Origin of the sequence: Micromonospora sp. NPDC007230 (assembly GCF_042869115.1) — a bacterium.
Classification (GTDB): domain Bacteria; phylum Actinomycetota; class Actinomycetes; order Mycobacteriales; family Micromonosporaceae; genus Micromonospora.
Map to the genome: position 1 here is coordinate 243858 of NZ_JBIAFE010000012.1, position 12589 is coordinate 256446.

Below are 12589 nucleotides of genomic sequence, written 5' to 3' on the forward strand. Positions count from 1 at the left end.
TCAGGAACGGTGATCATGCCCGTGAGCTGCGGTGTCGGGATCGGGGGCGGTGCCGGTCAGGGTTTGTCAGATCGTGAAGATGCCGTCGACGAAGTTCGGGTTGTCCGCCACGGCCCGTCCGTGGTCGCTGGGCAGGTCGACCAGCCGGACCCGCTGGATGCCGCCGCTGGGCAGCCACACCGCCTCGGCCGGCTCGGTCTGCTGGGTCGCGGTGGCTGCTGGCACGTCCGCCGCTGCACTTTGGAGCAGTCGATGCAGGTGTTCTTCGCGTTCGGCGTTGGGTAGCCAGAACAGCACCGGGTAGCGGGGCCCGCCGCGGCGGGGGAGTGGGGCGTAGCGGTCGAGCTTGGCGACCACCCGGCCCAGGGGCTCGGTGCCGGTGTCGGCCTCTAACCAGAACCCCGCAGTGGTGTCGGCGACGCTCCACAGGCCGTGCCCGTCAGCGGTGATGGTCCGGAACTGCTTGGTGGTCGTCGCCTCGGACCACCACCGGTCCAACCGCGTCCCGTCGTGCTGGCGGGCGTGTGCGGTGAGTCGGACGAAGAACTCGTTGGCGGTGAGCAGGTGTGTCAGGTGCGGGTTGGCCGACAGCCGCTGCACGGTTTGGCGGCTCGCCCGGAGGGTGGGATCGGGCCGCTGGTGGGCGGCGGCCTGGAATCGGTGTCCGTTGTGGCCGAGGGTCCAGTGCCAGGGTTGGCTGCCGCCGCCGTCGCGGGCGAACCGGAACCGGTCCAGCAGGCCCAGGGCGGCCAGCTCGCCGAGCCGGATCTGACAGGTGCGGCGGGCGTGGAACAGGATGCGGTGGATCTGGTCGGTGGTGAGGACCTGGTGGTCGTCGAGCAGGTGGAGCAGCCGGCGGTCACGGCTGGTGATGTGGGGGTAGATGGCCAGCAGGCCAGCAGAGCGCGATAGCGGCATAGGTGTTCACCCCGTGGAGAGAGAAATCCCGTAGGGAGTCTGGACGGGTTGATCTTGCTTTCGGCGCTGTCATCAGGCGGGTTTGGGCATGTCAGGCACCTGACAGGCCCGGCGGAGGGGACTCGTGTGGGGACTCGTGTCGCAGACACCCCCAAACGAGCCCCCGATGCCGCACCCAGCCGAGCCCTCGAACGAGCAACCCGGTCAGCGTTCGCGTTCGGACATGCGCCGTTTCATCGCCGTACGGGCGATCTGCTGCAACGGCGGCTCGCCGCCGGTGCGGCTGTGGGCGGCGGCGCACTCCTGCCGGATCGCCGTCGCCTCACCCACCACCGGCGCCGGCGGATTGGTCACGAACGTGAAGCCGGGCAGTTCCCGGTTGCCGACCAGCAGCCGGGCGGAGGCGGTGTAGACGTCAAGGTGGGCGAGGTCGTGCTCGTCCACCTCGGGTTTGGTGTGCCGGGACAACTCCCTGGCGTCGGCCGGATCGACGGTGAAGAACAGCTTCGACCGCGCGTTGGCCGACACCGCTGCGGCGACGTCTCTGGGAAGTTGCGCCAGGTCCTGGTGCGCCAGCACGAGCCCGAGCCGGAACCCACGCGCCTCGGCCAGCATGTCCCCGACGCTGCCGGGCAGCGTCAGGAAGTTCTGGCACTCATCCACGTAAAGGCAGGCGTCTTTCCGCTGGTCCTCGGGGATGGCGGCTCGGGCGATGGCGGCCTGCCACACCCGGGCGACGATCATTGATCCGAGGATGCGACTGGTCTCCTCACCGAGGATTCCCTTCGGCAGCCGGCACAGCAGCACCCCGCCGTCGAGCACCTTGCCCATGTCGAACGAGCTGTGCGCGTTACCGATCACGCTCTTGACGAAGTCACGCAGCAGGAAAGCGCGCAACCGCGCCAGCACCGGAGCGATGACCTGACCGCGGAACTGCTCGTTGATGCCGTCGTACCAGACCCAGAACCCACCGAGCCCGTCCGGGTCGTCCAGGCCGTGCGTGAACCGGGCCCGGAACTCCCGGTCCTGCAACAGCGACGGCACCAGGCTCAGGGTCGGCTTGGCGTGCCGCATCAGCGTCAGGCACGCCACCCGCATCGTGTCGTCCATCCGCGGTCCCCACTGACCTTGGAAGATCTTCGCGAAAATCCCCACCAGGTTGTCCACCGCCAGATGCGGATCGCCCTGATCGTCGAGGGGGTTGAAACAGCCCGGGTTCTCCTGGTCCGGGTCGATGATCACGACCTTGCGGGCGTACGACACCGGGAGCCGGTCGAGGATGTCGGTGATCAGGTCACCGCGCGGGTCGATGACCACCGTCCCACGCCCGGCCTTGATGTCGCCGAGGATCATGTTCAACAGCAGCGTGCTCTTGCCGACGCCGGTCTTGCCGACCACATGCACGTGCTGGCGGGCGTCGGTGACGTTCAGGCCGACGCTGTGGTGGCCGATCTGCGACCGGCCCAGCACCTTCACACCTCGCCCGCCGGAAGGCACCTGCACCGGCGCCGGCACCGCCTTGGCCCGAGCTCGGTCGAGGCCCGGCACGGCGAGGTCTTGCGGCAGCGCGGCGAGGGCCGCGAGTTCCGGCACGGTGGCCAGGAACCCGCGCCGCAGCCTGCGCCCGGCGAGGGTGGCGACCGGCTGTGGCATCTTCATGCGCCGTAGCCGGTTCGGGCCGGTGTAGGCCGCGGCGGCCGAGGCGATGGTGTGCCGAAGCTCGACGAGCCGTCCGCGGATCTGCCTGGCCCATAGCGTGTCCGGTGGTGTCTTGTCCGCGTCGGCGGCCACGGCGAACCGGACCGCGATCTCGAAGTGCGGCACCCGCACGGCCTTGTCCACGATCGTGCGGGCATCCGCGGTCGCCACCGGATCCCGCTCGACCGCACGCCCCACTGTCGCCGCGGTGCGCGGCCGCGACGAGCCGGGCGTGAACACATCCAAAAGCCACAGCAGGGGCTCGATGGCCAGCCGCGCCGCGCCGGAAACGACGCGGGCGGCCACATCGGGCCGCCCGTGGGGATGGTTGCTGGTGGCCGCTGCTGCCCGTCTGGCCGCGCGGACACGGCGGGCGGGTGCCGGGCGGGCGAGGATCTGCACACACGCCCGTTCGCGGTGCCGCACCTCGGCGCCGGCGGCGAGCAGCGCCCGCAGCGGGTCGCTGTCGTGCTCGCTGCGCAGCGGCAGCCCGTCGGCGTGCTGCGGCCAGTGCGCCCCACCCACCTCCACGGCGATGGTGGACGGGATCGGCGCGCTGGCCTCCTCGGTCGTCATGGTCGCCGCCGGCCAGGCGGCCCGGACGGCGGCCTCGACCGCGCCGGACGGCACCGTGCCGGGCACCCAAACCCGGATGGACAAGGCACGGCCGGCCCAGATGTACTCCCAACCGACGTGCGGGCCGCCGTACACGCGCCGCTGCCACACCGACGGCGTCAGCACGCCCATGAGGGTGGTCCAGAACGCCGCGGCCGCCTCAGCGGTGACCTCCGGCGGGGCGGCGATGGCCAGCCACCGCGCGCCGGCCGCTAAACGCCCGTGCCGCCAGACGAGCACCTGATCATGGGCGAACACCGCGCCGACGATGGCGGCGGCGGCGATGACGCCCAGCCACGGCCGGGTGATGAGCCACTGCCAGACCTCTTCAGGCCAGGTCGGAGCAGGCATCACTAGGCCTCCCCGATGCCGGTTACGGCGATCTTGTGCTCGGCGGCCGACCCGACACTGCGGAACGGAATCCGGCTGCGGCCGGCGACGAGGAGGCCCTCCCCGCGCGGCGCCGACAGCAGCAGCCGCGACTCGCCGGCGGTCAGGCTGAACGCGTCGGACACGGCGTCGATGGACTGCGTGCTCTGCCGCATCAGCACCTGGGTCGCGGCGTTGGACACCACGGCGAGGCCGAGGTCGGTGGACAGGACGTCGGCCGCGTCTTGGGTGATCACGCACAACCCGGCTGACCTCTTGCGGGCGGCCTTGGCCATCCGGAACAGGAACCGCGCGCCTTCGCCGTCGCGCATCAGCAGCCACGCTTCGTCCACCACGACGAGCTGCCGCCGCCGGCGTCCGCCGCCCGTGGGAGTGTCGATTCCTGCCCAGATCGAATCCAGGGCCAGCAGTGTGCCCACGGTGCGCAGCTCGTCGGGCAGGTGCCGCAGCGACCACACCACCAGATGACCCTGTGGGGTGGTGGTGGTCGGCCCATCGAACAGGCTGGCGAAGTTCCCGACCGTCCACGGGGCCAGCCGCGCGGCCAGCTGCCCGGCGGCCGGGTCGTCGTCAGCGGCGAGCACCGCGGCCAGGTCCCGCAGCAAGGGTGCGGGTTTGGTCCAGGTTGCCGGGTCGCCGTTGATCCCCGCCTGGTTGTAGGTGGCGGTGATGGCCCGATCGAGGGCGGCTCGTTCGGCCGGCGGCGGCGCCGCCCCGAGCATGACCGAGATGAGTGTGTGCAGGTACAGGCCGCGCCGGGTGAGGGTGTCGGGCCGGTTGTCGGCGGGCAGATCGAAGGGGTTGACCCGCACGCCCGGCTGGCCGAGCTGCACGACGGTGCCGCCGACGTGCTCGGCGAGGGGCACGTACTCGTCCTCCGGATCGATCACGCTGACCGTCGTGCCCTGGTACAGGTTCCGCAGCACTTCCAGCTTGACGAAGTAGCTCTTGCCCGCGCCGGAGCGGGCCAGGACAACCGAGTTGTGGTTGTCCTGCGCCCACCGGTTCCAGATCAGCACCCCGTTGCTGGTCGTGTTGACCCCATACAGCGCTCCCTCGGGCGGGGCGACGGTGCCCGGGGCGGGGGCGGCGAGATCCGCCGAGGCGAGGGGGAACGCCGCCGCCAAGGCGGTGGTGTCGAGGATGCGGCGCATCCGCAGCGGATCCACGCCGACCGGCAACGTGGCCACCCAGCCCTGCTGGTGGCGGAACGTCGCCGGCTGCAAGTCGAGAAGCACGCTGGCGGCGGCTGACTTCACGCCGGCGGTGACGGTGGCGAGTTCGTCGAGGGTACGGGCGTGGATGGTGACATAGATGCCGACCTCGAATAGCTTCGCCGCCCCGCGGGCGACACGTTCGGCGAGGTCCGCGGCGTCAGCCGCTGCCGCCTCGACCATCGGGTCACCCAAGCGCCCCTGCTCGGAGTCCAAACGGCGCGAGGACTCGAGGCGGGCGCGCTGGCGCTTGAGCATCGGCGCGGCCAGCTGCGGCGCAACGGGGTCCAGGTGCACCGCCACGTCGACCCGTCCGGGGTAGGACAGCAGCGGATCCAACCAGGCGGGGCCAACCTCGGCCGGGTAGCCGCACACGGCGTAGGTAGCGGCGTATCCGTCGCCGACCTGCACGTGCCATGGGGTGACCTGCACCGCAGCGGGGGAGGGCATGCCCTCCCCCGCCGCCGCGATCTTCTTGGGCTTCAACAGGTTCACGATGTGCTCCGCAGAGTGATAGGGGCGCCGGGCACCGCGCGGGGGCCAGGCACCGGTGGAGAGAACGGATCGACCGCGTTCGCGAGGGCCGAGACGACGGCCGGGCCGTCCAGCGCGGCGGCTTCGACACCGAGGCCGGACAGGGCTCGGACGGCGCCCTCGGCGGCGTGCTCGCCGGTGACGACGGCGAGGACCTGACGGCGCAACGGATCCCGCTCGCTGTCGAGGTCGAGCAGGAACTCGGCGTAGTCGTCGGCGGCGGCCCGCAACGCCGGATGCGGCAGGCGCGGCGCGTAATCGACGGTCGCCTGCGCGTAGACGGTCAGGTCGTGCCGCTGCGCGGCCACGACAATCTGCGCCGGCCCGGTCAAGCTGTTGAGGAACCGGCCGAACCCGTCCAGCAACGCGCCCTGCTCACTGCCGGTGCGCAGGTGGATGTTCGTGGTGCCGCAGCCGATCAGGACCTTGTCGCTGCCCTCACTGGTGAGGACTCCGGCCGGTGTGACCGCCGTGACCGGAGAGCGCAGCGGCGCCGGAACGCTCGGCTGGCCGGCCACTGCCGCGACCGCGCTGGCCCGAGCTGTACCCGGCGCGAGCGTGCGCGGGCTACCGGCGAGCGCGAAGCCGTGCCGTAGCCACACATCCAGGGGTAGGCCGTCACGGCGGCCGAGCGCCACCACGATCGCGACGGCGAACATGATGACCCCGGCGACGATCCACGCCGCCGCCGGCAGCAGGTGTCCGAACGCGCGGTAGAGGCCGAACCCGGCCAGGCCGGCACCGCCGATGATGCCCAGCTGCCGGAACGTCAGCCCGAACGCGATGCGGTCGGCCTCGTTGACATTGGCCGGAATCCGTGCCGCATACAGCCCGTCAGTCTCGTCGTACTTCGGACTCATTGGTGATCACTCATCCGTTCCATCCGTTGAAGGGGCAGAGCTTGGTTGTGCTGTTCACGCAGCGCAAGCGGCATGGTCTGTTCTTCGTGTGTGAGGTCGAGGGGAGGCGGCGCATCACGGTGGCTCAGGACTGGACCGACCGGGGTGTCGCGGCGTCGTCGGATCGGCTGGCGGTGGAGGGCTTGTCGGCGGCGCGGGCGCTGATCGACAAGATCGATCCAGCGTTGGCGGTGGCGGATTCCCATGAACTGGCTCCTGACGCTGAAGTGAACGGTGGTGGCCCGAGCGGGCCGGGAACGAAGACAGGTGAGCGGGTGGGACATTCGCCAGGCCGTGATGGTCGTGGCGAACATGGTCGAATCGCTGTTGCACGGAGCAAGCAGTGATGGCGTCCAGCTCGAAGATCACGTCGAGTCATCTGTCGAGGCTGGCGATTGTGTACCTGCGGCAGTCGTCGATGGCGCAGGTGCGGCAGAACACCGAGTCAACCGCCCGGCAGTACGGGCTGGCGACGACCGCCGCCGAACTCGGGTGGTTGGCCGAGCAGATCGTCGTCGTCGATGCCGACCTGGGTGTGTCGGGCCGGTTCGGGTCCGAACGCGACGGCTACCGGGAGATCGTCGCGAAGTTGTGCATGGGCGAGGTCGGGGCGGTGTTCGGCCTGGAGGTGTCACGATTCGGGCGCTCGAACGCCGACCTGACCCGGCTGATGGAGTTGGCGAGGCTGACCGACACGCTGCTGATCGACGCCGATGGCGTGTACGACCTGGCAAATGTGAACGACCAGATTCTGTTGGGCCTCAAGGGCCAAATGTCGGAAATCGAGATGTACTTCCTGCTCGGCCGGTTGCACGGGGCGAAGCTGGCTGCGGCCCACCGCGGTGAACTACGCCATCCCCTGCCCGTCGGGTTCGTCTACGACGACGAGGGCTTGATCGTCAAAGACCCCGACGAGCAGGTCCGCCGCGCGGTCGAGGACCTGTTCGCGGAGTTCCATCGGACAGGGTCTGCGTTGAAGACGGTCCGGGCGTTCCACGCGACGGGCAGGTTGTTCCCGCAACGGGCGTGGGCCGGAGCGTGGGCGGGGACGATCAAATGGGGCAAGCTCACCCACGCCCGGGTGGCGCAGGCGTTGAAGAACCCCACCTATGCCGGGGTGTACACGTTCGGCAAGACCCGCGAGGTGCGCCGGGTGCTGCCCGATGGCACGGTGCGCTCCACCCGCCGGCGCTTGGCCCGCGAGGAGTGGACGGTCCTCATCGAAGACCACCACGAGGGATACGTGACCTGGGCCGAGTACCTCACCACCGAGGCCAAGCTCGCCGCGAACAACACCCAGCGCGGTGCCCGGCCGGTCCGGGAGGGCTCCGCCCCATGCCAGGGCATCATCTTGTGCGGCACCTGCGGCGGCCGGGTCGGCACCCGCTACAGCGCAAGGACCGCAAGGTCACCTACAAGTGCGCCGAGCCGACCACTCGGTGCCGCACGGTCACTGCCGATACGGTTGACGACACGGTCGCGACGTTGTTGCTGAAGACCGTTACCCCGCAACAGATCCAGGTCGCCCTGGCCGCTGCCGACGAGGTGATCAACCGGCAGGTTCGCAGCCACCGCGCCGCCGAACTGGCCGTCGAACGCGGACGGTATGAGGCCGACCGCGCCGAACGTACCTTCAGCCAGGTCGAACCGGACAACCGGCTCGTGGCGCGGACCCTCGAAACGCGGTGGGAGGCCAAACTCGCCGCCCTCGCCGAGGCCGAGGCCGCGCTGGCAACCGCCCGCGCAGTCAAGCCCGCGGTGCCCGACCACGACGCCTTGCAAGCACTGGCCGCAGATCACCCCCGGTTGTGGGACGCGCCGACGACAAGTCACCGCGATCGCAAGCGGTTACTGCGCACGCTGATCGCCGATGTGGCGCTTCTCTTGGAGCAGGACTCGGACGCCGTGCGGATCGGTGTGCGCTGGCACACCGGCGCCAGCGACGAGCTGATCGTTGAGCGACGCGGGCCAGGTCGCACCCCACCGCAGGCCCTCGCCATTGTGCGCGAGTACGGCGCTACCCATAGCAATGTTCAGATCTCGAAGATGCTCAACGACGCTGGCCTGCGCACCGGCAAGAATCTGCGCTTCACCCCGCGGCACGTCGCTGCGGTGCGTGGCATCTACCAGATCTTCACGCCCCGCACCGTGGCCGTGCAGGACGGGGAGATCAGCGTCAAACAGGCAGCCCAGCTGCTCGGCATCCCCGCTGACGCGATCTACAACTGGCTGCGCCTGGGCCAGGTCCCGGCCAACACCCGCGCGGGCCGCTGGTGCATCCCCTGGGACGCCCAGACCCAGGAGATCTACCGGAAGAAGGTCGCCAGCTCGTTCCGCCTCAAGCCGACCCCTCCCGCAGCGAGCGACCGTTAGGGAACTTTCTGCGTACACGTTCGGAGAGTCGCCAACCTGGCAGCGATCTGTAACACTGCTTTCCGTCGCGGGTCGGGTGGGAGGCGTCGGTGGGCCGGGGCAGGGATGCGGGTGGCTGGCGGCCGTCACCGCTGACGCTGGTGCTGCTCAGCGTGGCGCTGGCGTTGGCGGGCAACCTGGCCACGAACACCTTGCAGGTGGACTGGCCCGGGTGGCCGTATCTGGTGTGGACGCTGGTCGTGGTGCTGGTTGGGGCCACTCTGGCAGCGGAGCGGAGGCAACACCGCCTCAGCGATGCACGCGACCGGCTTGCCCAGGCAGCAGAGGATCTTGCAGCCCGGGCGCTGAAGCGTAGTTCCGACCATCCGCAGCGGAAGCGACTGAACCAATCCCTGTCGTTACGGGTGCGGTTCTCCTCGCAGAGCGGGCCCGGCGCAGCCGACCGGGAGATGGTACTGGGCGAGACGGGCACGGACTGGTCACAGCATCCGCTGCACGGCGAGCTCGATGAGATCGTCGAGGTATTCCGCGCGTTGCCGCATCGTCAGCTGGTGGTCACGGGCGACCCCGGTGCGGGCAAGAGCATCCTGGCGTTGCTGCTGACCCATCGGCTCCTGGACGGGCACCGTCGCGGAGAGCCGGTGCCAGTGCTGCTGTCGATCTCGTCGTGGGATCCGCAGGCGGAGACGGTGAACGCGTTCGTCGCCCGCCGGCTGGCGGAAGACTTCGCGATCCCCGCTGGCGAGGCGGCCGATTTGCTCGATGCGGTCCGGCCCGGTCAGGGTCCGGCCGGCCGGTATTGGGTGATGCCGGTGCTCGACGGGCTGGATGAACTTCCCGAGAAGTGGCGGGCGAAGGCGCTGACGCGGCTGGAGGGGTTGGCATCGGCGGACCGACCATTGGTGGTGACCTGCCGCAGCCGGGAGTATCGGGCAGCGGTGGGCGCGGCGGGTGCGCTGGCACGGGCGGCGGTCGTCGGGCTTGAGCCGCTGGCCGTGGCCGACGCAGTGAAATTCCTGTCGTCTACGCAGTCGGAGCGCACGCGTTGGAAACCCGTGCTCGACCACTTGGGTGAGCAGCCGCGGAGCGTGTTGGCGCGGGTGTTGACGACCCCGTTGATGGTGTCGATGGCCCGCGGCACCTTCCTGGCCCCAAACACGGACCCGACGGAACTGCTCGGGCTGTCGACTCGAGATCAGATCACCGGCCGGTTGATCGACCAATATGTGCGCACCGCGTACGCCGGCGATGGGTCGACTGCCGGCGGGCGATCTGGCCGTGGCTATCAGCCATACAGGGCGGTCGGCTGGCTTCGCACCCTGGCGTATCACATGTACCTGTCGGGTAGCCGTGATCTGCGGTGGTGGCGGCTGGAGCCGGGGCTGCTGTCCGCGCGTCCGGTCGCGACCGGACGGTGGTGGCGGGCGGGGTTCGCCGTACTGGCCGCCGGGCTGGCCGCCATAGTGGGGGCATGGTCGGGTGGGCCGGGTATGGCCGCCGCGGCGTCGGCAGTGGCGTTGCTGGGCATTGGGGTGGGCTGGACCGGCTGGTTTGCGCCGCTGTGGCCCACGGCGGCCGACACGTTCCACAGCGGTGAGACGCCGAGCGCGCAGTGGCTCCGCGTGCGGCTTGGCCGTCGCGGGCTGCACATGGTGTTCGGGCTGGTCGTCGGAGGGGCGGCGGGCATCTTGAGCGCCGGCCTGTGGACGGGGTTGCTGGCCGGGCTGCTGACCGGCGTCGCAGCCGGTGTGATCGGTGTGCCGGATGTCGCTGCCCGGGGCCGCAGGCGGCCGGCCGGGCCGTTGACCGATGCTGCTGTTCACCGGATCGCCTCGCTGACCGCGGCATGGTACGGAGTGGGGGCAGGCGGCGTGTTCGTGGCCGTGGCCATGCTCACGGCTCAGCCGCACCCGGTCAGGCAGGCTGTGACCGCAGCCGTCGTGTTCGGTGTCACGGCGGGGCTGGGAGCGGGCTGGTGGGCCTGGATCTCCTTTCAGTTGGCCCATCTGCACCTCGCCATGCAAGGCAAGTTGCCCTGGCCGTTGTTCACGTTCCTGCGTGACGCCTACGACCTTGGACTGCTACGTCACAACGGCACCATGTGGCAGTTCCGCCACGCACTCATCCACGACCGCCTGTACCCGCCAATCCGCACCGAACACCTGCGCCGCCAGGCCGACGCCGGTGATGGGGACGCCGCCGGGCGGTTGGCTGAACTGCTGCACGAGCAGGGCAACACCGACGAGCTGCGCCGCCGGGCCGACACGGGCGACGGGTTCGCCGCCGGGCGGTTGGCTGACCTGCTGCACGAGCAGGGCAATACCGACGAGGCCATCGCGGTCCTGCGCCCCCGGGCCGACGCCGGCGACGGGGACGCCGCCCTGCAGTTGGCCGATCTGCTCCCCGAGCAGGGCAACACGGACGAGGCCATCGCGGTCCTGCGCCGCTACACCGACGCTGGCAACGGGTTCGCCGCCGGGCGGTTGGCTGACCTGCTGCACGAGCAGGGCAACACCGACGAGGCCATCGCGGTCCTGCGCCCCCGGGCCGACGTCAGAGACCGGAACTTCGCCCGGCGGTTGGCAAACCTGCTACGCGAGCAGGGCAACACCGACGAGCTGCGCCGCCGGGCCGACGCCGGCGACGGGGACGCCGCCGAGCGGTTGGCTGACCTGCTGCACGAGCAGGGCAACACCGACGAGGCGATCGCGGTCCTGCGCCCCCGGGCCGACGCCGGCGACGGGGACGCCGCCCAGCGGTTGGCAAACCTGCTACGCGAGCAGGGCAACACCGACGAGCTGCGCCGCCGCGCCGACGCCGGCGACGGTTACGCCGCCGGGCAGTTGGCTGACCTGCTGCACGAGCAGGGCAACACCGACGAGCTGCGCCGCCGCGCCGACGCCGGCGACGATTACGCCGCCGGGCAGTTGGCTGACCTGCTGCACGAGCAGGGCAACACCGACGAGGCCATCGCGATCCTGCGCCCCCTGGCCGACACCAACGACAAGCACGCCGCCTGGCTATTGACTGGCCTGCTACGCGAGCAGGGCAACACCGACGAGCTGCGCCGCCGAGCCGACGCGGGCGCGTTGTACGCCGCCGGGCGGTTGGCTGAACTGTTGCACGAGCAGGGCAACACCGACGAGGCCATCGCGATCCTGCGCCCCCTGGCCGACGCCGACAACTGGCACGCCGTCGAAGTGTTGGTTGAACTGCTGCACGAGCAGGGCAACAGCCACGAGGCCATCACGATCCTGCGCCGCTACGCCGACAGCTTCGAGCCCGCCGTCTGGCAGTTGGCTGAACTGCTGCACGAGCAGGGCAACACCGACGAGGGATGATCTGAGAGGGCGTCTGATTCACGTATTTTGCGAGTGATGCTGCCTTCAGATGTCTCGCCAGGTTGGGGTGGTTTCGTCGGCGACGCGTCTGGTGAGGTTGTCGATCATCGCGATGCGGATCATGCTGGCGGAGTTGTCGGGTAGGGCTTCGTAGTCGCGGGCCAGGCGTCGGTGGAGCATGATCCAGCCGAGGGTGCGTTCGACGACCCATCGGCGTTTGACCACGGAGAATCCTCTGACTTGTGGGTCTTTGGTGACGACTTCGACGTCGATGCCGAGGGTGGCGCCGTGTTCGATGACCTTGTTCTTGAAGCCGGCGTCGACCCAGGTCTTCGACAGGGCTGGGTGGGTGGCTTTGGCTTGTTCCAGCAGGTTGATACCGATGGTGTTGTCGCTGGCGCTGGCCGCGGTGACGACGACGGCGAGGAGCAGGCCGAGGGTGTCGGTGACGATGCCCCGCTTGCGTCCGACGATCTTCTTGCCGGCGTCGATGCCCTGCGTGGCGGCGGGTTCGTTGGTGGAGGTCTTCACGCTCTGGCTGTCGATGACGCAGGCCGACGGCTGCGTGGCGCGCCCGGCCTTGGTGCGGGCCAGGCCGGTGAGCTGG

General features: G+C 70.0%; 9 protein-coding genes. 4 read left to right on the forward strand and 5 right to left on the reverse strand.

Features of this window, described 5'->3' with window-relative positions:
* Positions 1-66: 66 nt before the first annotated feature.
* The 4 genes from ACFYML_RS19355 to ACFYML_RS19370 all read right to left on the reverse strand — a co-directional run bounded on the left by ACFYML_RS19355 (position 67) and on the right by ACFYML_RS19370 (position 6229).
* On the reverse strand, positions 67-918 hold the full coding sequence (locus ACFYML_RS19355) for a replication-relaxation family protein (protein ID WP_387421913.1): 852 nt from the start codon (positions 916-918) through the stop codon (positions 67-69).
* Positions 919-1122: 204 nt separating this feature from the next.
* On the reverse strand, positions 1123-3582 hold the full coding sequence (locus tag ACFYML_RS19360) for a type IV secretory system conjugative DNA transfer family protein (protein WP_387421914.1): 2460 nt from the start codon (positions 3580-3582) through the stop codon (positions 1123-1125).
* 2 nt (positions 3583-3584) lie between these two features.
* The gene (locus ACFYML_RS19365; protein WP_387421934.1) at positions 3585-5285 is read right to left on the reverse strand and encodes a VirB4 family type IV secretion system protein; all 1701 of its coding nucleotides are present in this window, start codon (positions 5283-5285) and stop codon (positions 3585-3587) included.
* A 41-nt stretch (positions 5286-5326) separates the two neighbouring features.
* Positions 5327-6229 carry a PrgI family protein gene (locus tag ACFYML_RS19370; RefSeq protein WP_387421915.1) on the reverse strand — a complete coding sequence of 301 codons (903 nt, stop codon included), beginning with the start codon at positions 6227-6229 and terminating at the stop codon, positions 5327-5329.
* A 2-nt stretch (positions 6230-6231) separates the two neighbouring features.
* Between ACFYML_RS19370 and ACFYML_RS19375 the strand changes: the two genes are divergently transcribed.
* The 4 genes from ACFYML_RS19375 to ACFYML_RS19390 all read left to right on the forward strand — a co-directional run bounded on the left by ACFYML_RS19375 (position 6232) and on the right by ACFYML_RS19390 (position 11982).
* Positions 6232-6615: a DUF5372 family protein gene (locus tag ACFYML_RS19375; protein ID WP_387421916.1), complete on the forward strand. Its 384-nt coding sequence runs from the start codon at positions 6232-6234 to the stop codon at positions 6613-6615.
* 50 nt (positions 6616-6665) lie between these two features.
* Positions 6666-7763: a recombinase family protein gene (locus tag ACFYML_RS19380; RefSeq protein WP_387421917.1), complete on the forward strand. Its 1098-nt coding sequence runs from the start codon at positions 6666-6668 to the stop codon at positions 7761-7763.
* A complete protein-coding gene (locus tag ACFYML_RS19385; protein ID WP_387421918.1) occupies positions 7754-8641 on the forward strand; it encodes a hypothetical protein in 888 nt (295 codons plus the stop codon). Before ACFYML_RS19380 ends, ACFYML_RS19385 begins: the two co-directional genes overlap by 10 nt.
* A gap of 140 nt (positions 8642-8781) precedes the next feature.
* Positions 8782-11982, forward strand: a complete 3201-nt coding sequence (locus ACFYML_RS19390; RefSeq protein WP_387421919.1) for a tetratricopeptide repeat protein — start codon at positions 8782-8784, stop codon at positions 11980-11982.
* A 45-nt stretch (positions 11983-12027) separates the two neighbouring features.
* On the opposite strand, the gene ACFYML_RS19395 is transcribed toward ACFYML_RS19390, so the two are convergent.
* A partial coding sequence (locus ACFYML_RS19395; protein ID WP_387421920.1) for a transposase occupies positions 12028-12589 on the reverse strand: 562 nt, incomplete at its 5' end.

Excerpts from the sequence above, each read along its gene's own strand:
- ACFYML_RS19355 (WP_387421913.1), bottom strand. The coding sequence starts at position 918 with ATGCCGCTATCGCGCTCTGCTGGCCTGCTGGCCATCTACCCCCACATC.
- ACFYML_RS19360 (WP_387421914.1), bottom strand. The coding sequence starts at position 3,582 with ATGCCTGCTCCGACCTGGCCTGAAGAGGTCTGGCAGTGGCTCATCACC.
- ACFYML_RS19365 (WP_387421934.1), bottom strand. The coding sequence starts at position 5,285 with ATGCCCTCCCCCGCTGCGGTGCAGGTCACCCCATGGCACGTGCAGGTC.
- ACFYML_RS19370 (WP_387421915.1), bottom strand. The coding sequence starts at position 6,229 with ATGAGTCCGAAGTACGACGAGACTGACGGGCTGTATGCGGCACGGATT.